At 71.4% G+C, this 24,655-nt stretch carries 23 protein-coding genes; 10 read left to right on the forward strand and 13 right to left on the reverse strand.

All coding sequences use genetic code 11. The annotated features are described in order from the left end of the window. Positions 1-120: 120 nt before the first annotated feature. A complete protein-coding gene (gene ugpC, locus ABGB14_RS14965; protein WP_347644223.1) occupies positions 121-1,335 on the reverse strand; it encodes a sn-glycerol-3-phosphate ABC transporter ATP-binding protein UgpC in 1,215 nt (404 codons plus the stop codon). Positions 1,336-1,514: 179 nt separating this feature from the next. Here ugpC and ABGB14_RS14970 point away from each other — a divergent pair, with 179 nt between their 5' ends. After that, entirely contained in the window at positions 1,515-2,573 is a 1,059-nt protein-coding gene (locus tag ABGB14_RS14970) for a LacI family DNA-binding transcriptional regulator (RefSeq protein ID WP_347644224.1), read from the forward strand. A gap of 38 nt (positions 2,574-2,611) precedes the next feature. Here ABGB14_RS14970 and ABGB14_RS14975 read toward each other — a convergent pair whose 3' ends face one another. Together ABGB14_RS14975 and ABGB14_RS14980 are read right to left on the reverse strand one after the other, a co-directional pair. After that, positions 2,612-3,745, reverse strand: a complete 1,134-nt coding sequence (locus tag ABGB14_RS14975) for a hypothetical protein (RefSeq protein WP_347644225.1) — start codon at positions 3,743-3,745, stop codon at positions 2,612-2,614. Positions 3,746-3,937: 192 nt separating this feature from the next. Then, positions 3,938-4,423, reverse strand: coding sequence for a glutathione peroxidase (locus ABGB14_RS14980; RefSeq protein WP_347644226.1), 486 nt, complete (start codon positions 4,421-4,423; stop codon positions 3,938-3,940). Positions 4,424-4,895: 472 nt separating this feature from the next. Between ABGB14_RS14980 and ABGB14_RS14985 the strand changes: the two genes are divergently transcribed. Further along, positions 4,896-5,450, forward strand: a complete 555-nt coding sequence (locus tag ABGB14_RS14985) for a lytic transglycosylase domain-containing protein (protein ID WP_347644227.1) — start codon at positions 4,896-4,898, stop codon at positions 5,448-5,450. A 22-nt stretch (positions 5,451-5,472) separates the two neighbouring features. Here ABGB14_RS14985 and ABGB14_RS14990 read toward each other — a convergent pair whose 3' ends face one another. Together ABGB14_RS14990 and ABGB14_RS14995 are read right to left on the reverse strand one after the other, a co-directional pair. Then, positions 5,473-6,012, reverse strand: coding sequence for a TetR/AcrR family transcriptional regulator C-terminal domain-containing protein (locus ABGB14_RS14990; RefSeq protein ID WP_347644228.1), 540 nt, complete (start codon positions 6,010-6,012; stop codon positions 5,473-5,475). A 48-nt stretch (positions 6,013-6,060) separates the two neighbouring features. After that, a complete protein-coding gene (locus tag ABGB14_RS14995; protein WP_347644229.1) occupies positions 6,061-6,540 on the reverse strand; it encodes a nucleoside deaminase in 480 nt (159 codons plus the stop codon). A gap of 169 nt (positions 6,541-6,709) precedes the next feature. On the opposite strand from ABGB14_RS14995, the gene ABGB14_RS15000 reads away from it, so the two are divergent. Together ABGB14_RS15000 and ABGB14_RS15005 are read left to right on the forward strand one after the other, a co-directional pair. Further along, on the forward strand, positions 6,710-8,494 hold the full coding sequence (locus ABGB14_RS15000) for an ABC transporter ATP-binding protein (protein ID WP_347644230.1): 1,785 nt from the start codon (positions 6,710-6,712) through the stop codon (positions 8,492-8,494). Next, positions 8,491-10,350, forward strand: a complete 1,860-nt coding sequence (locus ABGB14_RS15005) for an ABC transporter ATP-binding protein (protein ID WP_347644231.1) — start codon at positions 8,491-8,493, stop codon at positions 10,348-10,350. Before ABGB14_RS15000 ends, ABGB14_RS15005 begins: the two co-directional genes overlap by 4 nt. On the opposite strand, the gene ABGB14_RS15010 is transcribed toward ABGB14_RS15005, so the two are convergent. The 6 genes from ABGB14_RS15010 to ABGB14_RS15035 all read right to left on the reverse strand — a co-directional run bounded on the left by ABGB14_RS15010 (position 10,347) and on the right by ABGB14_RS15035 (position 13,555). Then, positions 10,347-10,769 (reverse strand): hypothetical protein, encoded by a 423-nt coding sequence (locus ABGB14_RS15010; protein ID WP_347644232.1) that lies wholly within the window; start codon positions 10,767-10,769, stop codon positions 10,347-10,349. The two genes, ABGB14_RS15005 and ABGB14_RS15010, sit on opposite strands and share 4 nt — an antisense overlap. A 112-nt stretch (positions 10,770-10,881) precedes the next feature. Then, positions 10,882-11,193 (reverse strand): hypothetical protein, encoded by a 312-nt coding sequence (locus tag ABGB14_RS15015; RefSeq protein WP_347644233.1) that lies wholly within the window; start codon positions 11,191-11,193, stop codon positions 10,882-10,884. A 69-nt stretch (positions 11,194-11,262) separates the two neighbouring features. After that, entirely contained in the window at positions 11,263-11,613 is a 351-nt protein-coding gene (locus tag ABGB14_RS15020; protein ID WP_347644234.1) for a DUF202 domain-containing protein, read from the reverse strand. An 8-nt stretch (positions 11,614-11,621) separates the two neighbouring features. After that, positions 11,622-11,948 carry a DUF202 domain-containing protein gene (locus ABGB14_RS15025; protein ID WP_347644235.1) on the reverse strand — a complete coding sequence of 109 codons (327 nt, stop codon included), beginning with the start codon at positions 11,946-11,948 and terminating at the stop codon, positions 11,622-11,624. Positions 11,949-12,012: 64 nt separating this feature from the next. Next, complete coding sequence (locus ABGB14_RS15030; protein WP_347644236.1) at positions 12,013-12,402, reverse strand: hypothetical protein; 390 nt, start codon at positions 12,400-12,402, stop codon at positions 12,013-12,015. Between the two features lie 160 nt (positions 12,403-12,562). Continuing rightward, positions 12,563-13,555, reverse strand: coding sequence for an alpha/beta hydrolase (locus ABGB14_RS15035; RefSeq protein ID WP_347644237.1), 993 nt, complete (start codon positions 13,553-13,555; stop codon positions 12,563-12,565). Between the two features lie 153 nt (positions 13,556-13,708). Here ABGB14_RS15035 and ABGB14_RS15040 point away from each other — a divergent pair, with 153 nt between their 5' ends. From ABGB14_RS15040 to ABGB14_RS15060, 5 genes are all read left to right on the forward strand, one after another. Next, the gene (locus ABGB14_RS15040) at positions 13,709-14,296 is read left to right on the forward strand and encodes a helix-turn-helix domain-containing protein (protein WP_347644238.1); all 588 of its coding nucleotides are present in this window, start codon (positions 13,709-13,711) and stop codon (positions 14,294-14,296) included. Between the two features lie 100 nt (positions 14,297-14,396). Then, positions 14,397-15,620: an MFS transporter gene (locus tag ABGB14_RS15045; protein ID WP_347644239.1), complete on the forward strand. Its 1,224-nt coding sequence runs from the start codon at positions 14,397-14,399 to the stop codon at positions 15,618-15,620. Between the two features lie 96 nt (positions 15,621-15,716). After that, entirely contained in the window at positions 15,717-16,625 is a 909-nt protein-coding gene (gene bla / locus ABGB14_RS15050; protein WP_347644240.1) for a class A beta-lactamase, read from the forward strand. After that, entirely contained in the window at positions 16,625-18,745 is a 2,121-nt protein-coding gene (locus tag ABGB14_RS15055) for a transglycosylase domain-containing protein (protein WP_347644241.1), read from the forward strand. The genes bla and ABGB14_RS15055 overlap by 1 nt, the downstream gene beginning before the upstream one ends. Positions 18,746-18,899: 154 nt before the next feature. Next, the gene (locus ABGB14_RS15060) at positions 18,900-19,157 is read left to right on the forward strand and encodes a UBP-type zinc finger domain-containing protein (protein ID WP_347644242.1); all 258 of its coding nucleotides are present in this window, start codon (positions 18,900-18,902) and stop codon (positions 19,155-19,157) included. On the opposite strand, the gene ABGB14_RS15065 is transcribed toward ABGB14_RS15060, so the two are convergent. Then, entirely contained in the window at positions 19,154-20,731 is a 1,578-nt protein-coding gene (locus tag ABGB14_RS15065) for a Na+/H+ antiporter (RefSeq protein ID WP_347644243.1), read from the reverse strand. The two genes, ABGB14_RS15060 and ABGB14_RS15065, sit on opposite strands and share 4 nt — an antisense overlap. Positions 20,732-20,926: 195 nt before the next feature. Further along, the gene (locus ABGB14_RS15070) at positions 20,927-22,072 is read right to left on the reverse strand and encodes a hypothetical protein (protein ID WP_347644244.1); all 1,146 of its coding nucleotides are present in this window, start codon (positions 22,070-22,072) and stop codon (positions 20,927-20,929) included. Positions 22,073-22,302: 230 nt separating this feature from the next. On the opposite strand from ABGB14_RS15070, the gene ABGB14_RS15075 reads away from it, so the two are divergent. Further along, positions 22,303-24,315 carry an ATP-dependent DNA helicase gene (locus tag ABGB14_RS15075; protein WP_347644245.1) on the forward strand — a complete coding sequence of 671 codons (2,013 nt, stop codon included), beginning with the start codon at positions 22,303-22,305 and terminating at the stop codon, positions 24,313-24,315. Positions 24,316-24,655 lie beyond the last annotated feature (340 nt).

Raw genomic sequence — 24,655 nt, forward strand, 5'->3', positions numbered from 1 at the left:
AAGGGGCGATGAGGGGCGGGAGAGGAAAAGGACGGGCCCCCGCCGCGGGAGGGGGTCGCGGTGGGGGCCCGAGCGGCCGTGAGCGTGCTCACGGCCGGGAACCGGGAGACAGCGGGGGACTCAGCGGTTGGCCTCGTGGCCGATGGCCAGGCCGGAGGCCTGGTCGAAGAAGTGCAGGTTGTGCGTGTCGACGACCAGGTCGAGGTTCTGGCCGGAACGCGCGTGGCTGCGGGCGTTGACGCGCGCCGTCCACAGGGACTTGTCGCCCACGAGCGGCAGCGACGCCTCCTCGTCCTCTCCGGAGTCGGCGGCCGCCACCGTGTCCTTGTGCTCGACCGGCGGGGCGTCGATCAGGAACAGCACGTTGATCTCGGAGCCCAGCTCCTCGGTGACCTCCACCTTGACCGGCAGGGTGGCCCAGCCGTTGGCGTGGTTGCCGGCCGACGTGGCGTCCTCGAAGTCGGACGGGCGGATGCCGAGGATGATCTTCTTGCCGACGTACTGGTCGAGGCCCGGCTTGTCGGTGAAGGTCGACTCGGGGATCGACAGCTTGATGTCGGCGAAGGCGACCGCGGCGCCGTCGTCGCCGCGGACGAGCTCGGCGGTGACGAAGTTCATCGCGGGCGAGCCCATGAACCCGGCCACGAACAGGTTGACCGGCTTGTCGAACAGGTTCTGCGGGGTGTCGACCTGCTGGAGGATGCCGTCGCGCAGCACGCAGACCCGGTCGCCGAGGGTCATGGCCTCGACCTGGTCGTGGGTGACGTACACCGTGGTGACGCCGAGGCGCTCGTGCAGCGTGTTGAGCGAGGCGCGCATCGAGACGCGGAGCTTGGCGTCGAGGTTGGACAGCGGCTCGTCCATGAGGAAGGCCTGCGGTTCACGCACGATGGCGCGGCCCATCGCGACACGCTGGCGCTGACCACCGGACAGGGCGGCGGGCTTGCGCTTGAGGTAGCTCTCGAGGCCGAGCATCTTGGCCGCCTCGCCGACGCGCTTCTGGATCTCCGGCTTCGGCATCTTGCGGAGCTTGAGGCCGAAGGCGAGGTTCTCCTCGACCGTCATGTGCGGATAGAGCGCGTAGTTCTGGAAGACCATCGCGATGTCGCGGTCCTTGGGCGGCAGGTGGTTGACCACCTTCTCGCCGATCGAGATCTCGCCGCCGCTGATGTCCTCCAGGCCCGCGATCATCCGGAGCGCGGTCGACTTACCGCAACCGGACGGACCGACCAGCACCATGAACTCGCCATCCTTGATCTCAAGGTTGAGCCCGTTCACGGCCTTCACGCCACCGGCGTAGATCTTGTCGACGTTCGTCAGAACGATGGATGCCATGACATTCCTTCGCGCTCCAGGGCTGTGGCCCGGACGTTGGTTCCGTGTGCCCACTCGCGTGGATACGTTTTCAAGCATCTCACCCGAAACGGACATCGGTGTCAAGGGTTGCAGCGTGACCAGCCGTTGCCGAAACGGCACACTTCCCGATTTCCGGAAACCATGATGGAATCGTTTCCATGGAGAAGCGGGCGACGATCAAGGATGTGGCTGAGGCGGCCGGCGTGGGCGTCGCCACCGTCTCCCGGGTGCTGTCGGGCGGCTCGGCCAGCGCCGGCGCCAGAGAGCGCGTCCTGGCCGCCGCCGCCCAGCTCGACTACCGCCCCAGCGCCCTCGGCCGCAACCTGCGCCAGCGCCGCACGGGCGGCATGGGCCTGCTCGTCCCCGACCTGACCGACACCTTCTACGGGCAGCTGGCGGAAGGCGTGCTGGCCTGCGCCCGCTCGGCGGGCGAGCCCGTCGTCCTGGGCTCGACGGGCGGCGACCCCGAGCAGGAGGCCGACCTGATCGGCATGCTCATCGAACAGAGCGTAGACCGCCTGATAGCCGTCCCGTCAGGAGACGCGGAAACCTGGACCCCGGCGACACGCGCGGGCATGACCGTGATCTTCGCCGACCGGCTTCCCTCCCAGGCGTCCGCCGGCGACGACGGGCCGTCCGCCGTGGGCGACCTCATGGCCCTCGACGGCCTGCCGCCCGCTCCTCCGTCCCGGCCGCTGGACGTCCCCGCCGTGGTGGCCGACGACCGGGCGGGCATCCGTACGGCGGTCCGCTACCTTCGCGGCCTCGGCCACAAGCGCATCGCCTTCCTCGGCGGCCCCGGCCACGAGGGCCGCGCGCACGCCTTCAGGGGGGCCGTAGGCGCTCCGGTGGACGAGGAGCTGATCGTGTTCGGCACCGGCAGCCGCGACTCCGCGTACGCCGCCGCCTCCGGCCTCTACCAGAGCCGCCCCGACCTGTCGGCCGTGGTGGCCGGCGGCAACGTGCTCGGGGAGGCGGCCGTGCTGGCGGCCAGGGAGCTCGACCTGAGAGTGCCGAAAGACGTCTCGCTCGTCATGTACGACGACGTGCCCTGGGCCGAGCTGTGCTCGCCGCCGCTGACGGTGATCGCCCAGCCGGGGCGCGACATGGGCTACCGCGCGGCGGAGCTCGTCCTGCGCGCGGGCACCAGGAGGGCCAGGAGCGTGATCCTGCCCACGGAGCTCATCGTCAGGGGCAGCTGCGGCCCCCGCCGCTGACCGGGGTCTCCCGCCCTCGGTCAGCGGCGGGGGCGAGACTACTTTCCGGGCAGGCCCGTGTAGCGGCGGGGCAGGATCATGACCGGGTTGTCGTCGAGGACCACCTCGGGGGGGCCGAACCGCGCGGCCACCTCCTGGATCTCCGGCTCGTCGAGCAGCAGCAGCCGCCCCTGCTCGATGAAGAGCTCGCCGTCCACCGTGACGGTGGGCCGGTCCATCTGGCAGTCGCAGTGCGCGAAACCCGGGCCCGTCGTGACGGGCTCGCCACCGGTCAGCCCGTCGATGCCGCAGTAGAAGGCCCCGGCGTGCTTCTCCCGCTCGAACTGGGTCCCCCCGGCGATCCGCACCTTCGGATTCAGCCCGATCAGGCCGTGGCGCATGTAGAAGCCCTCGGGGGCGTAGCGTCGCAGGCTCTCCGCCTCCGCCCCGCCCTCGATCTTGCGGACCAGGTTGCCTTCGAGGGTGAGGCGCACGGGCTCGCCGGGCACGCCGGTGACCGTGCTGTCCTCGATCATGATCACGCCTTCGGTGTCGGTGGGCCAGAAGTTCGCGCCGCCGTACGGGAAGGGCCGCCAGTCGCCGGGCCGCAGCGCGCCCGGGTCGGGGTCGAAGGTCAGGCCGGAGAACGTCACGTCGGTGCCCCGCCCGGACGTCACCCGGATGGACCCGGCCCCCGACAACTGCCGCAGCGCCCGGCTCAGCAGCGCGTAGAACACCTCGGCGGGCAGCCGACCGCCGGTGAGCAGCGCGCCGGCCGTGGCGGTCATGTGCAGCGACAGGAAGCGGGAGGAGCGGGCCTTGATCTGGTCGAAGAACAGCGGCGCGGTGTGCACCTCGCCCCACCAGGTGCCGCTGATCACGACGTCGGCCTCGTGGAACGCGGCCGTCTCGATCTGCAGCGGCGCCCCCCTGTCCCAGCCGCCGGCGCTGAACGGCGGCACCGACAGGATGCGGACGTCGGCCCCGCGGAAGGCCGCGCCGGCGGCGATGGCCTGCACGACGACGGGGTCGACGGTGTGCTCCATGAGCAGCAGCACCCTTTCGCCGGCGGCCAGCCGGACGTACTCGCACAGGTTGCGGACGCCCGGCATCAGCTCGACGATCGAGTACGGGCCCGCGGCGGGTTCGGAGACGTAGCTGGAGGGCGACCCTGCGTACGGATTGATCGTCATCGCGAACTCCCTGCGGAACATCAGGTCGGTGTGCGGAGCCGGTGAAGGAACCAGCCACAGCTCACCCAATTACTTACCGCAGCAATATGCTCACTACACGTGCAAACGGACTTTCCATCTCGAAGGGCACGTGCGCCGACCTTTTACGGGGTCGAACCCGATCCCGCACCTTCGCCGGGCCGCCACCGGCGGCTACACCACCTTCTCGAGTGCCGCGACGAGGGCGGGGTCCTCCGGGTCCGTGCGCGGGCGGAAGCGGCCGACGACCTCGCCCTCCCGGTCCACCAGGAACTTCTCGAAGTTCCACTGGACGTCACCGGCCTCGCCGTCGGCGTCGGGCGTCCGGGTGAGTTCGGCGTAGAGAGGGTGCCGGCCGGGGCCGTTGACGTCGGCCTTGGCCAGCAGCGGGAAGTCGACGCCGTAGGTCGCCGCGCAGAAGTGCCGGATCTCCTCCGCCGTTCCCGGCTCCTGGCCGGCGAACTGGTTGCAGGGCATGCCGATCACCGTGAAGCCGCGCGGTCCGTACTCCTGCTGGAGCTTGACCAGGCCGGCGTACTGCGGGGTGAGGCCGCACCGGGAGGCCACGTTGACGATCAGGGCGGCTTTGCCGGCCGCAAGGTCACCGAGCGTAGTGGGAGCGTCGTCGAGGGTGCGGAGCGGAATGTCGCTGAGACTCATGGCCCTGACCCTACAGAACGCCGCGGGCCGGGACTTTTCGCACCGCCTGCCCCCGTCCCGGGCCCAGCGGGCAGAGGTCCGGCACGCCGTGTTACCGCCTGGAGACAGCGCCCCATCCCACTCTTGCCCCTGAGCCAAACCTCAGGCTTGGCCGCTTTTTCCGGCAAGCCCGCCCCATATGCGCGGCGGGGCGGGCAATCCCGGCCCAGCGAGCGGGCCTTATATCCGCAACGGTGCAACAAACACCTGTCCACGCCGTGTCGCGATGCGCGACCCGCGATTACGGAGCGTAATAGGAATCGTGCTAGAGGACACGTCGCGGCGCCCTCCGGGCCGCCCAGCACGATCGGGCGGCGCACCGGAATCCCGGAGGGCCACGCGGACTCTCCGCGTCCGAGCCACGGACGCGGACCGGCACGAGGCGCAGGAAGAAGCGCGCCTGTCCGCACGCGACCCGACAGCAAGGATCGATTTGGACAGCAAACGCGCGCTCAGCACCACTCTCATCTCCGTCACCGCGCTCACCGCGTTCGGTGGCGCGCCGGCCCGGGCGGAGACAGCGCCTCCCGCCAAGACCCGGGCCTGGACCACGCCGGCGCTACCCAGAACCGGGATCTGGACCGCGCCGGCGCAGCCCGAGACCCGGCTCTGGACCACGCCGGCGCGGCCGAAGACCCGGGTGTGGACCACGACAGCGCAACCGAAGATCACGGCAGAGAAGCCGGCCAGCAGGAACAAGCGGATCGCCCTGGGGCAGGTCGTCCAGCGATCGTGGGACCTCAAGCAGTTCCGCTGCCTGGACAACCTGTGGACCAGGGAGAGCAACTGGAACCACCGGGCCCGCAACCGTTCGTCCGGAGCGTACGGCATCCCGCAGGCGCTGCCCGCGGGCAAGATGCGGGGTGCGGGCCACGACTGGCGGTCCAACCCCGAGACGCAGATCCGGTGGGGCCTGGCATACATCAAGGGGAGGTACGGCCGGCCTTGCGGCGCCTGGGGTCATTTCAGATCGCACAACTGGTACTAGAAGCGGGACGGGCACCCGGGCTTCACCGGGTGCCCTGCCTGCGCCCCGGATGCACCTCCATGGCCCGCAGGAGCAGCTCGACCCCGAACTCGAACTCGGCCTCGTGATCGCACTGGCCGAGCAGCCCCGCCAGCGAGCTCACCTCGGGGGACAGCGCGGCATCGACCCCGCCGGCCGTGGCCGGCCCGCCCTGGACGGGTGCGAAAGCGGGGGTCACCCCGACCTCCCGCAGCAGCGAGCCGACGACGAACGCGATGAACACGCGCACCATCCGGACCGCGTCCGCGCCGTCGAACCCGGCGCTGCGCAGCGTAACCAGCGCTCGCTCGACGGGCAGCAGGCCGGCGGTGGTGTGGAGTTGCCGGCTGACCACGAGCATGGTGGAGCGCGGATGGCCGTGCGCGATCTGCCGGAAGGCCCGCGCCTGCGCGCGCACCCTGTCGGTCCAGTGCGCCCCGGGGTCGTCGGCGCCCTCGCGCTCGATCAGGTCGATGGCCGCGGCGACGATGCGGCCCCGCGTCAGGGGCCCTTCAGCCGGGGGCGCCCCGGGCTCGGTGGGCATAGTGCATTCTGGGGACGGGGAGGCCGTGGGCCGTGCCGGCAAGGGCGTTCAGGACCTGGCGTGGCAGCGGCGGTGCAGCTCGCGGACCTCGTCGGCGAGCTCGGGCACCGGCCCCTCCACCGTCACCTCCGGCGCGACCTCGTTGACGGGGAGCGTGCGCACGGGCGGCGGGGGCACGTTCAGCTCGCTCAGCCAGCCGGCCAGCTGCTGCGACGACGCGACGTACACGATCCGGCCCAGCCCCACCCAGGCGTGGGCGGCGGCGCACATCGGGCAGTGCTCTCCGGAGGTGTAGACGGTGGCGGCGGCGCGTTCCCGCGGCGTCATGTTCGCCGCCGACCAGCGCGCCAGCTCGAACTCCGGATGGCGGGTGCGGTCGCCCGAGGCCACCCGGTTGTGGTCCTCGGCGAGGACGGCGCCGTCGCCGGAGACGAGGACCGAGCCGAACGGCTCGTCGCCCTCCTCCAGCGCCTGCCTGGCCAGTTCGACGCAGCGGCGCAGGTGAGGCAGTTCCGTACTGTCGATCATGATTCCTCGCAGGGTCGAGCAGCCTCGAGGAACATTCCCCAACAGACCACAACAAAAGTGATGGTCAGCCGGAGCGTGCATGGTCTTTCACGTTTTCCCACGTCAGAAACGTGAACCCCACCTCCAGGCCACAGAAAATCTGTTGATCCCACGTATTAGCCTAGATGGGATGCCTCCCGATACGCACAAACCTCGCCGTCCCCTGCTGTCCACCAACTCCCTGTGGCGGATGAAGTCCTACCTCCGCCCGTACGCCGCCAGACTGGTCTTCATCTGGCTGGCCGCGATCGTCGGCATCGGCGCCGGCCTCGCACTCCCGCTCATCAGCGAGCAGGTCATCGACGGCCCCGTGGCCCACGGTGACTCCGCGGGGCTGCTCCCCCTCGGCCTGCTCGCGGTCGGCGTCGGCGTGGTCGAAGCCCTGCTGATCTTCTTCAGGCGATGGGCCCAGGTCAAACCGGTGCTCGGCCTGGAGACCCGCATCCGCGACGACCTCTACGAGCACCTGCAGCGCCTGCCCATGGGCTTCCACGGCGACTGGCAGTCGGGTCAGCTGTTATCCCGGGCGACCACCGACCTGTCGACGATCCGCCGGTTCCTCGGCTTCGGCATGCTCTTCCTGGTCATGAACATCCTGCAGCTGATCACGGTGACCGTGCTGCTGCTCAACAAGTACTGGCCGCTCGGGCTGCTGGTGCTGGCCTCGGCCGTGCCGATCATCTGGACGTCGCTGCGCTTCGAGAAGCGCTACATCAAGATCTCCCGCCAGGTGCAGGACGAGCAGGGCGACCTCGCCACGCTCGTCGAGGAGTCCGCGCTCGGCATCCGCACGATCAAGGCGTTCGGCCGCCGCCACCACGTCTACGACCGCTACGACGACGCCGCGCTCAAGGTGTACGGCAGCTCGATGGCCAAGGTGCGGCTGTCAGCCCGGTTCTTCTCCTTCCTGGAGATCATCCCCAACATCACGCTGGCCCTCGTCCTGCTGCTCGGGGCGCTGGCCGTCGGCTCGGGGGAGCTGACGCTGGGCGCGCTGGTGGCGTTCACCACGCTGATGTTGCAGCTCGTGTGGCCGATCGCCAGCCTCGGCTACATCCTCGCCATGGCCCAGGAGGCCATGACCTCCGCCGACCGCCTCATGGAGGTCATGGACACCGTCCCGGCCATCGAGGGCGGCACCCAGACCATCGAGCGCCCGCGCGGCCATCTCCGCTTCGAAGGGGTCGGGTTCCGCTTCCCCGACGCCGACGAGCCGGTGCTGCGCGACGTGTGGCTGGAGGTCAAGCCCGGTGAGACGGTCGCCGTCGTGGGCGCGACCGGCGCGGGCAAGACCACGCTGACCGCCCTGGTGCCCCGCCTGCTCGACCCCACCTCGGGCCGCGTCACGATCGACGGGCAGGACGTACGCGACCTCAAGCTGACGACGCTGCGCCAGGTGGTGGCCACCGCGTTCGAGGAGCCGACGCTGTTCTCGATGAGCGTGCGCGAGAACCTCATGCTCGGCCGGCGCGACGCCACCGAGGAAGAGCTCGCCGCGGCCATCCAGACCGCGCAGGCCATGTTCGTCTACGACCTGCCGTGGGGGCTCGACACCCGCATCGGCGAGCAGGGCCTGTCGTTGTCCGGCGGCCAGCGGCAGCGGCTCGCCCTGGCCAGGGCGGTGCTGAGCAGGCCGCGGATCCTGGTCCTCGACGACACCCTGTCCGCGCTCGACGTCGAGACCGAGGCCCTCGTGGAGGAGGCGCTGCGGCACGTGCTGCGCGAGGCGACCGGCATCGTCGTCGCCCACCGCGCCTCCACCGTGCTGCTGGCCGACAAGGTGGCGCTGCTGCGTGACGGCACGATCACGCACGTCGGGCAGCACCAGGAACTGCTGGCCGAGGTGCCCGAATACCGCGAGCTGCTCGCCCAGGACGCCGACTTCGACGGCGCGTCGGAAGGGGCTCTGCGATGACCACGACCACCACACCGCCCCCGCCGAACGCGTCCGGCACGGCGTCCTGGCGCGGCGTCGCCTCCGAGGACCAGGACGAGCTGCCGGAGAAGGTCTCCGTCCTGCTGCGGGCGCGCTCCCGGCGGCTGCTGGGCAACCTGCTGCGCCCCTACCGGAAGAAGATCGCGCTGCTGGTCGGGATCATCCTGGTCTCGAACGCGGCCGGCCTGTCGATCCCCTTCCTGGTCTCGATCGGGATCGACTCCGGCATCCCGCCCATCCGTCAGGGGTCCGGCCCCTCCGTGCTGCTGACCGTGGTCGGGGTGATCCTGGCCGCGGCCGTCACGCAGGCGGTCACGCGGCAGGCGTTCCTGCGGCTGTCGGGCCGGATCGGCCAGAGCATCCTTCTGGAGCTGCGCAGGAGGGTGTTCGACCACTTCCAGCGCCTGTCGCTGAGCTTCCACGAGCAGTACACCTCCGGGCGGGTCATCTCGCGGCTGACCTCCGACATCGAGGCCATCGCCGAGCTGCTCCAGTCGGGGTTCGACGCGCTCGTCAAGGCCGTGCTGACCATGGTGGGCACGGCGGTGCTGCTGCTGGTGCTCGACGTGCACCTCGGCCTGGTGGCGCTGGTCCCGCTGCCGCTCCTGCTGCTGTTCACCAAGTGGTTCCGCCGGCAGTCGGCGATCGTCTACCGCCGCACGCGCGAGACGGTCGCGCTGGTGATCGTGCACTTCGTGGAGTCGATGACCGGCATCCGCGCCGTGCAGGCCTTCCGCAGGGAGCCCCGCAACCAGGAGATCTTCCAGCAGCTCAACGACGACTACCGCGGCGCCAACGCCCGCAGCATGCAGCTCGGCGCGACGTTCATGACCGGCATCAAGCTCATCGGCAACATGACGATCGGCGGGGTGCTGCTCTACGGCGGCTGGCTGGCGCTCCACGGCGAGGTCAAGGTCGGCGTGCTGGCGGCGTTCCTGCTGTACCTGCGCCAGTTCTACGAGCCGATGCAGGAGGTCAGCCAGTTCTACAACACGCTGCAGTCGGCGGGCGCGGCGCTGGAGAAGTTGTCCGGCGTGCTGGAGGAGGAGCCGTCCGTGCCCGAGCCGCGCGAGCCCGCGGCGCTGCCGCCGGGCGGGGCGCGCGGCAAGGTGCGTTTCGAGGGCGTGAGGTTCGCCTACGTCGAGGAGATGCCGATCCTGCCCCGCCTCGACCTGACGATCCCGGCCGGGCAGAGCGTGGCCCTGGTCGGCGCGACGGGCGCGGGCAAGACGACGCTGGCCAAGCTGATCTCCCGCTTCTACGACCCCACCGAGGGCCGCGTGCTGCTCGACGGCGTCGATCTGCGCACGCTGGACGAGCCCACGCTGCGCCAGGCCGTTGTCATGGTCACGCAGGAGAACTTCCTGTTCAGCGGCACGGTCGCCGACAACATCAGGTTCGGCAGCCCTGACGCGACCGACCGGCAGGTGCGCGAGGCCGCCAAGGCGATCGGCGCGCACGAGTTCATCGCCGGCCTGCCCGACGGCTACGACACCGAGGTGGGCAAGCGGGGCGGCCGCATGTCGGCCGGCCAGCGGCAGCTCGTCGCGTTCGCCAGGGCGTTCCTCGCCGATCCCGCGGTGCTCATCCTCGACGAGGCCACCTCCAGCCTCGACGTGCCGAGCGAACGGCTCGTCCAGCGCGCGCTGCGCACGATCCTCGCGGACAGGACCGCGCTGATCATCGCGCACCGGTTGTCGACGGTGGAGATCGCCGACCGGGTGCTGGTGATGGAGCGGGGGGAGGTCGTCGAGGACGGCCCGCCGGCCAGGCTCATCGCCGCCTCAGGGCGGTTCGCGGGCCTGCACCAGGCCTGGCTCGACAGCCTGAGCTAGCCGTGCGGGCGGGCCGCCGCCGCGAAACCGATGTACAGCTCGTACGCGAGGAACGCGACCAGCGGCACGCCCAGCGCGATCAGCAGCCGGCCGGGGAGGCGGGCCCTGTCAGCGGGCGTCTCTCCTGGCCGCGCCGCGGGCACGAACACCGGCTGCGGCGGTTCCTCCGGCACGGCCACCAGCTCGAGATGGCGGGCCAGGTAGCCGGAGGGGAACGACGTCACGTCGTACGCGCCGCAGCCGGGGCAGCACGCCCCCGACCAGGGCGGCGGCACGCGGACTCCGGCACTGAACCAGATCTCGGCCGCGTTGCCGTGGGAGTCGGCGAGGCGTCTGACGACGAACTGCTCCTCCCAGACGTGCAGGCACCGCAGGCATGCGAAAGGCCACGTCTCGCGGGTGTCGAAACCATCGGGCACCAGGACCACCCCCGGCTGCGGATCGGTGTCGGACCCGAGTGTCCGTCCGGTCCCGTACGCCCGACAAGGCCAGCCTTTGTAACACTAAGCGCTATGGAATGCTCACCAAGAGTCAGGTCAGGCCCCGGCGGCGCCGCTGCACCGGGCTGAGCAGCGGTGTCGCGTCGGGCACGCCGGGCTCAGCCGGCGGGACGAGCTCCGGATGACGCGACAGATAGCCGTCCGGGAACCTGGTGGACTGCTGGCACCCGCAGTGCGGGCAGATCACGCCCGGCCCTGGCGGCAGCACGGGCAGGCCGTCGCGCAGCCACACCTCGGTCTCGTTGCCGTGGCGGTCGTCGATGCGCCTGACCAGATACTGCTCTTCCCAGACATGCCAGCAGCGGCGGCATTCGAAGGGCACGGTCCTGAGTTCTTCGGTCAACGAGGTCACCCCCTCGCTTTCGAGTGTCCGCCCGTCTGGGGGAACATCGCAACCTGGCCCGCGTGCCGGCTACCTGACCGTGAGCACGAAGGCCATGGCGCCCGCGACCAGGCTCAAGGTGCCGAGCCACGCGAAGACGGCGTCCAGCCGGGAGTCCAGGGGCCGGCCGCCGTGCAGGGCGGCCTGCACCCGGCGGAACCGTGCCCTGGTCCTGATCAGCAGCACGGCGCCGCAGAGCGCGGCCAGGGCGAACCCCGTGACGGCGAGGAGGGGCAGGCCGTGCCTGGCGGACAGGCCGGCCGCGCCCAGCCCGCCGGTCGCCAGGGCCACCGCCGTGCGCACCCAGGCCAGCCGGGTGCGTTCGCTCTGCAGCCCTTGGTCCCAGATCTCCTCGTCGGGCGCCTTCGCCTCCTCCCCCACCCGCGGCCTCAGATCGACAGGACGATGAGGACGAGGGCGATCACGGCGACGGCCGCGACGCCGTAGCCGAAGACGGCCGCGAGCGCGGGCGGAGGCAGCGGCGCCTGCCGGCGCAGGGCGCGCTGGATGTTGCGCCAGCGCGGGTAGGCCAAGCCCGCGGCCAGGGCGGAGAGCGTGACGAGCATGATGGCCAGGGTGGTACGGATCCAGGGCACGAACATGTCGGCCGGAACCGCCGCCATGGCCACCCCGCCCGCGCTGAGCGCCAGCGCCGTGCTCAGCCAGGTGAGAAAGGTGCGTTCGTTGGCCAAGGTGAAACGCGGGTCGGGTTCCATGACAAAAACGGTAATTCGTCTACTTTTCCCCTAGAGAAGTCGGGATTGCCCTTTCTGCGGGAGGTCAGCCGGTGCAGGCCTTGGCGACCTTCTCCAGGTAGGCGGCCGAGTCGGTGCCGACCTTCTGCGCCGCGTCGACGGCGTCGTTGACGCTGGTGACGGAGATGCCGCTCAGGGTCGCGGCCAGGTCGTCGGTGGCCTCCTTGAGCGTGGTGTTGGCGGCCTTGTCGGCCACGTCGTTGAGCTTGGTCGCGGCGTCGTCGAGCGCCTTGTCCATGGCTTGCGGGTCGTCGGTCAGCTTGGCGATCTGCGCGCCCAGATCAGTGACGATCTTCGGCGCCTCCAGGCACGCCTGGGCCTTGTCGATGGTGTCGTTGACCTCGCCGCACCCGGCGGCGAAAAGGCACACGGCGAAAGCGGCAAGGGGCAGGAACCGGCTCTTGAGGTGGCGCATGTTTCGACCCTACCCAACGAACGGCCACGCGACGTGACCGCTGTTTTTCGGACAGTAGACGCGACCGAAACCTGCGATCGCCCGCACACGGTTCGTCCGGGTGGGGGCTCTCGAGCCGGCCGGCTCCGGTTTCCGGGCCCGCACGCGGAAAGACGGCGGTTCACCTGGTGGGCGGGGTGTGGAGCCGGAGCCAGCCGGTGAGGAGGCGGTTGACCTCGCCGGGGCGCTCCTGCTGGAGCCAGTGGCCGCAGCCGTCGAGGATGTGGGAGGCGGTCAGGCCGGGCATCGTCTCGGGGAGCGCCTTGATGGCGCCGGCCATCCAGGTGGTGGTGGGGTCGAGCTCGCCTCCGGCGAACAACGCGGGCTGGGTGATCGGGGCGCCGTCCCACGCGGCGAGGTCCTCCCAGTCGCGGTCGACGTTGCGGTAGCGGTTGAGGGCGCCGGTCAGCCCGGTCCGCTCGAACTCGCCGGCGTAGACGTCGAGGTCGGCCTCGGTGAGCCAGGACGGCAGCCCGCCCTTGGGGAAACGGTCGGAGAGCCGGCCGCCTTCGGGAACGGATGAGACGCCCGTCGCGGGCATCGTGCCGGCCGAGAGCGCGGCGTAGATTCCCGCCAGCCAGCCGCGGACGTCGGGTTCGATCTCCGCCTCCGCCCGCCCGGGCCGCTGGAAGTAGCTGACGTAGAACTCCTCCTCCCCGCCGAGGCGGGCGAAGGCGTCGGTGGGCCGGAAGGGGCCGCGCGGGGAATAGGGCACGCTGAACAGGGCCACCGCGGTGAACACGTCCGGCCTGAGCAGGGCGCTGTTGGCGGCGATCGGCGACCCCCAGTCGTGGCCCGCGACCACCGCGGACCGCTCGCCGAGCGCGCGCACGACGGCGACGTTGTCGGCGACGTGGTCGAGCATCCGGTACGCGTGCGTCTGCGCGGGCTTGGACGAGCGGCCGTAGCCGCGCACATCGATGGCCGCCGCGCGGAAGCCCGCCGCGGCGAGGGCGGGAAGCTGGTGCCGCCAGGAATACCACGACTCGGGGAAGCCGTGGACCAGCAGGACCAGAGGGCCCGTGCCCTGTTCCGCCACGTGGATGCGGCCGCCGGGCGTCTCCACCAGCCGGTGCCGCACCTCGGCGGGCGAGAAAGACGGGTGATCGGTCATGCGTCCTCCCAAGGGGTTGCTCTTCGCATCATGCGGGCCCGGGGGCGGCGCGCACACATCGCCTTGCCGTTCCGGCAACGGATTCCCGATGCGGGCGCCTGATGCCAAGGATTTCCTTGACATCCCCATCCCCTCGGCTCGAAGATTCCAAGCATGTCTTTGGAATCCTCGCGGCGGCGGCTCGACGACCCGTCCGCCATGCGGGCCTTCGCCCATCCCGTCCGGCTGGCGCTGCACGAGCTGCTGCTGCGGTCGGGCCCCACGACCGCAGCCGACGCCGGGCGCGAGACCGGCGTCAGCCAGGCACTGGCCTCCTACCACCTGCGGCAGCTCGCCAAATACGGCTTCGTGGAGCAGGCCGAGGCCCGCGACGAGCGCGAACGGCCGTGGAAGGTGACCGAGCGCGTCCAGGAGTGGGACGACAGCGCGCCCGGGCTCGAGCACTCGGCCGCCAGGAGCCTGCTGGAGCAGGTCATCGCCGAGCGGGCGCTGGCGCGGCTGGCGGACTGGGGGGAGCGGCGGCAGGAGGAGCCGGAGCCGTGGCGTTCGATCGGCGGGATCGGCAACTTCCACCTCCACGCCACGCCCGACGAGGTAGCCGAGATCGGCGCGGCCATCACGGAGCTGCTGGAGCCGCTGATGGCGCGCGTCGGCGACCCGGCGGCGCAGCCCGACGGCGCCCGGCCCGTGCTCCTGACGCAGGTCGTCGTCCCGCTGCCACCGGCCGGCTCCGATGGCTGAGGCGCCCGCCGGGACACCGCCCGGGACACCGGATGGGACACCGCCCGGGAAGCCGCCCGGGGCGCCGGACACCGCGGCGTCCGGAGCGGCGCCCGGGGCGGTGTCCGGGGCGCCGGGACCGCTGCGCGGCAACCGCGACTACCGGCGGCTGCTCGCCGCCGGCCTGGTCTCGCAGACCGGCGACTGGGCGATCAGCACCGGCCTGGCCTTCCACGTCTACCAGCTCACCGGCTCGACGCTGTCCACCGCCGTCATGCTGGTGGTCACGCGGCTGCCCGACGTGCTGCTCGGATCGGTGGCCGGGATGCTGGCCGACCGCTGGGACCGCCGGCGGCTGCTGGTCGTCACCGAGCTGCTGCTCGCCATCGGGCTGCTGCCGCTGCTGGCGGTGCACGACCCGGCACAAATGTGGATCGTGTACGCGGTCGCGCTCTGGACGGGCGTCCTCAGCACGGTGCTCGTCCCCGCGCAGAAGGCGCTGCTCCCGCAGGTCGTGGCGGAGTCCCAGCTCGTCCGTGCCAACGCCCTGCACGGGCAGAGCGGGCAGCTGGCCCGCCTGCTGGGGGCGATGCTGGGCGGCGTCGCCGTCAGCGCGGGCGGACTTCCCGCCGTCGTGCTCGTCGACGTCACCAGCTTCGTCGTCTCCGCGGCCCTGCAGGCGGCGGTACGGGCGCCGGGACGGCCCGCACGGTCGATGTCGGCGGGCGGGCAGTGGATCTCGGGGCTCCGCCTGGCCATGGGGAACGCGGGCGTGCGCGTGCTGGTGGCGTACATGGTGATCACAGGGCTGGGCGAGGGGATCTTCGCCACGCTGGCCGCGCCCTTCGTCGCGGACGTCCTCGGCGGCGGCGGTGACGCGTACGGGCTGTTCCTGTCGGTGCAGGCGGTCGGCGGGCTGCTCGGCGGGCTCGTCGTCGCGGCCCGCCCGGGCAGGGCGGCCCCGCGGGCGTTACTGGGCTGGGGGACGATCGTGTTCGGGGCGGTCGATCTGGCGCTGTTCGCCTACCCCCTCGTCCTGCCGGCATCCGGGCCGGCATCCGGGCCCGCGCTCTGGCCCGCGCTCGTGCTGATCGTGCTGGCCGGCGTCCCCGCGGCGGCCGCGATGGCGGGCTTCACCACCCTTGCCCAGACCGTCACCACCGACGATCGCCGCGGCGGCGTCATCGGCCTGCTGGGCAGCGCCCAGGCGGCCACGTCGCTGGCCGGCATGGCGGCCGCGGGGGTGCTCGGCGGTGTGCTCGGCATCGTCCCGACCTTGTGCCTGCACGCGCTCGGGCTGGCCATCGCCGGCGCCATGGTGCTGCTGACCTGGCGTCATGCGTGATCCGATATCGATCCCTTCACGATATCGCTATTAGACATCCGCTGATCGCATCTGCTTTGCTCCTGCCCTCTGACGGACGACGGCAAAGGATTCGACATGCGACACCTCCGGGCGGCGACGGCGACCACTCTGACGATCACCCTCCTCGGGTGCGGTCTCGTCACCGGCACGGCCTCGGCCACGACGGTCACGTCCGGCCAGGCCAGGGCCGCGAAGGAGTTGCGAGCCCTGGAGAGCTCGTTCAAGGGCCGCATCGGCGCGTACGCGATCGACACCGCCACCGGCAGGACGATCGCGTACCGGTCGGGCGAGCGGTTCCCGCTGCTGTCCACGTTCAAGGCGATGGCGTGCGCGGCGGTGCTGCACAAGGCCCGCACCTCCCGGCCGGGGCTGATGAACAAGCGTGTCCGGTGGACGGCCCGCGAGCTGGTGGACTACTCCCCCGTCACGGAGAAGCACGTCAAGGACGGCATGACCGTGGCCGCCCTCTGCGACGCCGCCATCACCATGAGCGACAACACCGCGGGCAACATGGTGCTGAAGCAGATCGGCGGACCGGCCGGGCTGACCAGATACTTCCGGTCGCTGAAGGACCGCGTCTCACGCCTCGACCGCTGGGAGACCGAGCTCAACGACTGGACGCCCAAGAGCCGGCGCGACACCACCACCCCGTCGGCCATCGCCCGCGACCTGCGCGCCGTCACGTACGGCAAGGCGCTCAACGCCAAGGACCGCGCCCGGCTCAACGCCTGGCTGATCGCCAACAAGACCGGAGACGCCCGCATCCGCGCCGGCCTGCCCAAGACCTGGACGATCGGCGACAAGACCGGCACCAACTCCGACGGGTTCGGCGGCGGTAACGACATCGCCGTCATCTGGCCGGACAAGAAGGCCGCTCCCATCATCATGGCCATCTACACCAACCGCACGCCTGGCCTGGCCGCCGACGACAAGACCATCGCGAAGACCGCCACCATCCTCGCCCGCGGGCTCGGCAGACTCTGATGGCACGCCGGGGGACGCAGATCGTACGCCTCGCCGCCGTGGGAGTGGCGGCGGGCGTGCTGGTCGCGGGGATCGCGCTGCCCGCCGTGGGCGGCGCGGGGTTCGGGTTCGTGGCGGCGGCCGACGGGGTGAACCTCGAGCCCGCCGACCTCGTCGAGCCGCCGCCGGCGGAGGTCACGATCGTGCAGGACGCCAGGGGCAAGGAGATCGCCCGCTTCTACGAGGAATACCGCGAGGTCGTCGGCTTCGACGAGATCGCCGGCGTGATGAAGACGGCGATCGTCTCGATCGAGGACTACCGCTTCTACGAGCACGGCGCGATCGACGTCGAGGGCACGCTCCGGGCGCTGGCCGCGAACCTGCGGGCGGGCCGGGTCAGCCAGGGCGGGTCGAGCATCACCCAGCAGTACGTCAAGCAGGTGCTGCTCAACTCGGCCGGCAGTGACGAGGAGCGCAACGCGGCGGTGGAGGCCAGCTACGCGCGCAAGCTCAGCGAACTGCGCTATGCCATGGGGGTCGAGGAGAAGTACACCAAGGACCAGATCCTCGAGAAATATCTGAACATCGCGTATTTCGGCGCCGGCGCCTACGGCGTGGAGGCGGCGGCGAAACGTTTCTTCGGCGTCAGGGCCTCCGATCTGACCCTGGCCCAGGCGGCGACGCTGGCCGGGGCCGTGCAGGATCCCAACGCCACCGACCCCAACCTGGGCAGGGCGCAGCGCGAGCGGCTGCGGGCGCGGCGTGACGTCGTGCTGGGCCGGATGGCCGAACTCGGCAAGATCACCCCGGCTGAGGCGGCTGAGGCTGAGGCCACCGGGCTGGGGTACAGGGGCACGAAGCTCCCGGGCGGCTGCGAATCCAGCAAATATCCGTACTTCTGCCTTTATGTCAGGCATGAGATTCTCAGCGACCCCGGCTTCGGCCCGACCGCCCGGGACCGCCTGGCCAGGCTCAACCGCGGCGGCCTCACCATCAGGACCACGATCGACCCGGCCATGCAGGCCGCCGCCGACCGGGCGATCAAGACGTGGGTCAGGCCCTCCGACCGCGCCGTGGCGGCCGAGGCCCTGGTCCAGCCGGGCACCGGCGCGATCAGGGCGATGGCCGCCAGCAGGCGCTACGGCCGCAGCGCGGACCGGAACGAGATCTCGTACAACGTGGTCGCGGACGCCGCGCACGGGGGCGGGGCGGGGTTCCAGGCGGGCTCCACGTTCAAGACGTTCACCCTGCTCGCCGCGTTGAAGCAGGGCATGAAGGTGGACGACGGCCTCAAGGCGGGCGCCGGTTACCGCGCGCCGGATCACGCGGCGTTCCGGAACTGCGCGGGCGAGAACGTCGGCGACCCCGCGCACACGGTCACCAACGACGAGGGCTCGCCCGGGTGGAAGACGCTGCGGACCGGCACGTGGGACTCCGTCAACACGTTCTTCATGGAGCTGGAGCAGCGGGTCGGGCTGTGCGCGACGGTCACGATGGCCGAGTCGCTGGGGATCCGCCGCGCGGACGGGAAGAAGCTGCAGGAGTACGAGACGTTCACGCTCGGCATCAACGAGATGGACCCGGTGACGGTGGCGAACGCGTACGCGGCGATCGGGGCGCGCGGCCGCCACTGCGCGCCGATGGCGATCACCCGCATCACCGACCGGGACGGCTCGACCACCCGCTACCGGCCGAAATGCCGCCAGGTCCTCGACCCCGCCGTCGCGGACGCGGCCTCGTCCGTGTTGTCGGGCGTGTTCACCAAGGGCACGATGAGCGGCGTCGGCGGCATCGGCCGTGACGCGGCAGGCAAGACCGGCACCACCGACGACTACGCGGCGGCGTGGTTCGCCGGGTTCACCCCCGACCTGGCGGGCGCGGTGAGCGTCGGCGACCCGCGCGGCTCCCAGCGCCACAAGCTCGTCGGGGTGACGCTGGGCGGCCGCTACCACGGTGCGGTGCAGGGCGCGAGCGTGCCCGGCCCCATCTGGCGGGACACGATGGCGGCGGCGCTGAAGCGCGTGGCGCCGACGCCGTTCACCGCGATGGACACGGCCCGGTTCGGCGGCTGCGACGAGCTCTGCCGCCCCGGGCGGCGTGATGCGGAGAACCCGGAGAGCCCGGGAACACGACTCCCTTGATGGACATGTACGAACCGATACCGGAGAGGATCCGATCGCTCTTCGACCAGGACTTCACGAAAATGGCCGTGGTCACCGAGGACCCGCCGCCGCCCTGATGGTCGCCGACCGCCCTCCACGAGCCGAGCCGCACGGCGGGTCATAGGATGGGTGCATGGCCACGTGCGAACACCTTTCCCAGGCCGACGACCCTGCGGCAAGGACCCCGGAGGGTTGCGAGGAGTGCCTGGCCGACGGAGGGCGCTGGGTGCACCTGCGGCGCTGCCTGGAGTGCGGCCACATCGGCTGCTGCGACTCCTCGCCGGCCAAGCACGCCACCGCGCACTTCCACGCCACCAGCCACCCCGTGATGCAGTCCTACGAACCCGGCGAGGCATGGCGCTGGTGCTTCGTGGACAGCCGGATGGGCTAACGCTCCAGCATCGCCTCTTCGAGGTCGAGCTGCCCCATCAGCTCGCGCAGCACCTCGTCCTCGATGCGGCGCTCGTCGCGCAGGCGCACGAACACCCGGCGCTCGGCCTGGAGCATCTCGCGGCGCAGGCGCCGATAGAGAGCGCTGGGAGTCTCCGCGCCGTCCTGGCCGGTGCCGCCGCCCAGCCGCTCCCACGCCGACAACGACCGGCGCCACGACTTCTCCCTGAGCTGGTCGATGACCTGCTTCTGGATCTCGTCCGGCTCGCCCAGCTCGGCGAGCAGCCGATCCAGCTCCGCCAGCCCCTCCTCCAGCGCCGCCTGCTGGGCAGCCGCCCCGGCCAGGCGGTCCTCGTAGTCCTCCTGGTCGCTCGACACGCGCAACCGCCTGATCAGCGCGGGGAACGTGGTGCCCTGGATGAGGAGTGTGCCGATCACGGTGGTGAACGTCAGGAACAGCAGCATCGCGCGGTCGCGCTCGGGCACCTCGGGCGGGATGGCGAACGCCGCCGCCAGCGACACCACGCCCCGCATGCCCGCCCACCCCAGCAGCGTCACCTGCCGCCGGGAGGGCGGCCGCTCTTCCCTGTGCAGCAGGTTGACCAGCGACGACACCGCGAACAACCACACGAACCTGCTGGCGATCGTCACCACCAGCACCGCTGCGGCATATCCGGCGACCTGCCACGGGCTGACGCCGGTGAGGCCCTCCACCACGGTCTCCAGCTGCAGCCCGATCAGCGCGAACACGATCGACTCGAGCAGGAAGGCGGTGACCTTCCACACGGCGCCGGACACCAGACGCGTCCCGAACCCGCGCAGGTGCATGCGGTGCCCCAGGTGAAGACCGACGATCACGACCGCGATCACGCCGGAGGCGTCCACTGACTCCGCCGCGAGATAGGCGGCGAACGGGATCAGCAACATCAGCGCGTTCTCGACCATCGAGTCGCGCGTGCGCTCGAACAACCACGAGAGCGCGTACGCCAGCGCCATCCCGATCGCCACGCCGCCCGCCGCGGCGAGCACGAACAGGCCCGCGCCCTCGGCCAGGTCGACCGAAGCGCCCACGGCCGCCCCGATGGCCACCCGGTAGAGCGTCAGCGCGGTGGCGTCGTTGAACAGGCTCTCGCCGACGAGGATCGTCAGCGTCTGGCGCGGCAGGCCCAGCCGCCGGCCGACCGCGACGGCCGCCACCGCGTCGGGCGGGGCGACGATCGCGCCGAAAGCGAACGCCAGCGCCAGCGGCAGGCCCGGCAGCAGGAGGTGGACGACCAGCCCCACCACGACCGCGGTGAACACCACCAGCCCGACCGACAGCAGCCCCACAGGCCGCCTGGCCTCGCGCAGCCGCAGGTAGGAACTGTCGAGTGCGGCGGAGTAGAGCAGCGGCGGCAGGAACACGAACAGCGCCAGCTCCGGGTCCAGCGGCACCGGAGGGACCAGGGGCGACACCAGCAGCCCCGCGGCGACCAGCAGCAGCGGCGCCGGCCAGCCCATACGCCGCGCCACGGCCGCTACTGCGACGGCGCCCCCGGCCACCACCAGCAGTTGCAGGCCCATGGTGGGATTCACCGGCGCCCCCTCCCCTCGACCCCATCACCCCGCGGTGAGCGTACCCGCGGGAGGGGAGTGGCCTGGCGCACGCCGGCGCGGGGACGGATCCCGCACGAACGAGTCACGCACGAACGGATCGCGCGGGAACGGTTTGCGCGGGGGCACGGACGTGCGGCGGCGGACGCGTCGCGGCGAGGGACCTGCGGGTACCCGTCACCACTCCCTGCGGTCGCTTCTTTCGTGGTAGTCCGGCTGCTCGGGGCGCAGCCGCTCGCCCGTGGAGAACATCGGGTCCCCGACGTACGGGCGGGTCATCTCGGGATCACCCTGTTCCTGGCGGCCGAGGGTCAGCAGCGGGTCCACGGGGTTCTGGTGGGGCGGCACCTGACGCTGCTGCGGGGCCGGGCGGGGCCGGCCGGCCCCCGGGATGCCGTGCATGGGGGTGCCCAGACCGGCCGTGCTCGGCTGGGTCTGCTGAGGCTGCGGTTGTTGCGGCTGGGGCTGCCCGTAGGAGGTGTCGGAGCGGCGTCCGTAAGGGTCGGACGGGTACGGGTCCGACGGATACGGGTCGGGCCGGTGCTGCTGGACAGGCTGGTAGGGGTCGGCGGCCTGCGAGGGGAAGCCCGGCGGGTCGGTGCTGGCCGGCGCCTGACGGCGCTGGTCGCCGGGCATCTGGTAGACCGGTTCGTTCTCGACGTACTGAGGGCCGGTGAAGGGCTCGGCCTGGCCCTGCTGGATGTAGTGCGGGCCGCTCACCGGGTCGGCGGTGTACTGAGGGCCGCTGAAAGGGTCACCGGTGTAGGCCTGCTGCGGGGCGGTCTGGTCGACGTATTGAGGGCCGGTGAAGGGGGTCCGCTCACCGTAGGCGGGGGTGTGCCGCTCTCTGGGGGCCGCGGTCTCGCCATAGGCGGGCGCGTGCTGCTCCCTCGGCGCCGCGCTCTCGCCGTACGAGGCCACCAGTTTGTCCTGGGGTGCCGGCGGCGCGCCCCTGGCCACGAGGACGTCGTTGGGCGACAGGGCCGCCGTGGGCCGGTCGTCGGGCTGCGGCTGCTGCGGTGGTTGCTGAGCGTGCTGGGGCGGCCGGTGGTATTGGCCGGTGCCGGGGATGACCTCGGTGCCCGGCTCCTGCGCGGGCACGGCCGGCTGCTCGCCCGTGGCCTCGGCGTAGCCGTCGTCGAGGGTGTCGAGCAGCCGCCCGACGTCCTCCATGGGCATGCGGAAGCTCGCCGTGCACATCTCGCCGCGCCAGAGGCTGAGGACCAGTGTGCCCTCGTGCCAGGTGACGCGGAGACACCGTTCCTGACCTCGCGCATCGAAGAAGACTTCGCCGAACGACGGCAAGGGGACAACTTCCGACATGGAGGACATATTGCTTTAACCAGCCTTTATTCGTCCACTCAACCCCGGAAAACCCTAAGGGACCGGTCTTCCCACCTACACCGGGATTCCTTCTGGTCACGCTCGGTGGAGACTTTCTGGCACCAGCTGGAGTCCCGATCGACCAGTGTGCCATGCGTGCCGTCGCGCCGATTCAGGAATGCCGGGATGCGTCTGGCCGATCACGCCCCGTTCGGCGCGGCGGCCCTGGAATGCAGGTAGCGTTTAGTGCCGTGCCGGACTCCCATCTCCCGTCAGTGGACGAACTGCTCAGCATCGCGGTCAACGCTCTCGGAGGGAGCGAACGGCAGGGCCAGATCACCATGGTCCAGGCCGTGCGGCAGGCTCTCGACGACAAGACGCACCTGGCGGTCCAGGCGGGCACGGGCACCGGCAAGTCAGTGGCCTACCTCGTGCCCTCGATCCGCCACGCGATGGACAGCGAGAAGCCGGTCGTGATCTCCACGGCCACGATCGCGCTGCAGCGCCAGCTTGTCGACCGCGACCTGCCGAGGCTCTCCGAGGCGCTGGGCAAGGAGCTGCCGCACGAGCCGACGTTCGCCATCCTCAAGGGCCGGCGTAACTATCTGTGCCGCTACAAGGCGACGGCGGGCTGGCCCGAGGAGGACGAGCAGGACCAGCTCTTCGACCCGCGCGAGGTGAGCGCCACCGGCCGCATGGTGCAGCGCATCCAGGAGTGGGCCGAGGAGACCGAGACCGGCGACCGCGACGAGCTGGTGCCCGGCGTGAGCGAGCAGGCGTGGCGGCAGTTCTCGGTGAGCGCGCAGGAGTGCCTGGGAGCCACCCGCTGCCCGAGCGGCGCCGAGTGTTTCGCCGAGCTGGCCAGGGCGCGGGCGGGCGAGGTCGACGTGGTCGTGACCAACCACGCGCTGCTCGCCATCGACGCCATGGGCGACCTGCCGGTGCTGCCCGAGCACGAGGTCGTCGTCGTCGACGAGGCCCACGAGCTCGTCGACCGGGTGACGTCGGTGGTCACCGGCGAGCTGTCCGACACCTCGGTGATGCTGGCGGTCCGCCGGGTCGGCCGGCTGATCGAGCAGCCGATCGCCGACCAGCTCATGGAGGCCGGCGAAGACCTCAAGGCGCTGCTGGCCGCCGCACCGCCCGGGCGCATCGACGAGCTCCCCCAGGTGCTCGGGCTGACGCTGGCGCTCGTACGCGACACGGCCTGGCGATGCATCACCGCGCTCGGCCCGCGCAACGCCGACAAGGACGACCCCGACAAGGCGGGTCAGCGCAAGGCCGCGTTCACGGCACTCGACGAGGTGCACGACACCGCGGTGCGCATGCTGGAGGCCTACGGACACGCGGCGGAGGCCGACCGGGCGGAGGTGGTCTGGCTCGACGCCGGCACCGACCGCCGGCCACCGATGTTGCGGGTCGCGCCGCTGAGCGTCAGCGGCATGCTGCGCGACAAGCTGTTCGGGGAGCGCACGGTGGTGCTCACGTCGGCCACGCTCGCGCTCGGCGGCACGTTCGACCCGCTGGCCGCGCAGTGGGGGCTGGGCGAGGGCAGAAGCTGGCAGGGCATCGACGTCGGCTCGCCGTTCGACCATCCGCGCGCGGGCATCCTCTACGTCGCCAAACACCTGCCCCAACCGGGGCGCGACGGGCTGCCGCAAGCCTACCTCGACGAGATCGCCGAGTTGATCGAGGCGGCCGGGGGCCGCACGCTGGGGTTGTTCTCGTCGATGCGGGCGGCCAAGGCGGCCACCGAGGCGCTGCGCGAGCGGCTGGACGTGCCGCTGCTGTGCCAGGGCGACGACTCGACGATGCTGCTGGTCAAGCAGTTCGCCGAGGACGAGCCGACGTGCCTGTTCGGGACGCTGTCGCTGTGGCAGGGCGTCGACGTGCCCGGCCCGTCGCTACGGCTCGTGATCATCGACCGGGTGCCTTTCCCGCGCCCCGACGACCCGCTGACCTCGGCGCGGCAGCGACACGTGGCGGCCAAGGGCGGCAACGGGTTCATGGCGGTGGCGGCCAACCACGCCGCCCTGCTGCTGGCCCAGGGCGCCGGCCGCCTCCTGCGCGCCCAGGACGACAAGGGTGTGATCGCGGTCCTCGACCCGCGCCTGGCCACGGCCCGCTACAGCGGCTTCCTCCTGGGTTCCCTTCCGCCGTTCTGGCGCACGAACGACCCGGCCATCCCCCGAGCCGCACTCAAACGCCTCGCGGAAACGGCCTCTGAGGCGCGCGACGGTTAACACATGACCGTTTTCGCGTAACGGCCAACGCCGGACCGGCCGCGTGGCGGTCGACACCCGACCGGCCGCGTGGGCGGCTGACAGTTGCCGGTCGCGTGGGCGGCGGGGTCGGCTGCGCATGCCTGCGGGCCCGGCCATCGACGAAACGGCGTGCCAGAAGCCTTTCGGATGCGCGCCTCCGGTGCCCGACCGCTGCCGGCCGTGCGCACCCTCGGTCACGGGCTTGACCACGGCGAGGGTCAGGAGCGCGCTCCGTAACGGCGGTCCGCCGGTGAAGGGTCAGCGGGCGTTCCCCTGGAAGGCCGTCAGCCACCTGCGGCGGGCGGCAGAGCACCGCGAA

The organism is Nonomuraea sp. B10E15 (genome assembly GCF_039871615.1).
Classification (GTDB): domain Bacteria; phylum Actinomycetota; class Actinomycetes; order Streptosporangiales; family Streptosporangiaceae; genus Nonomuraea.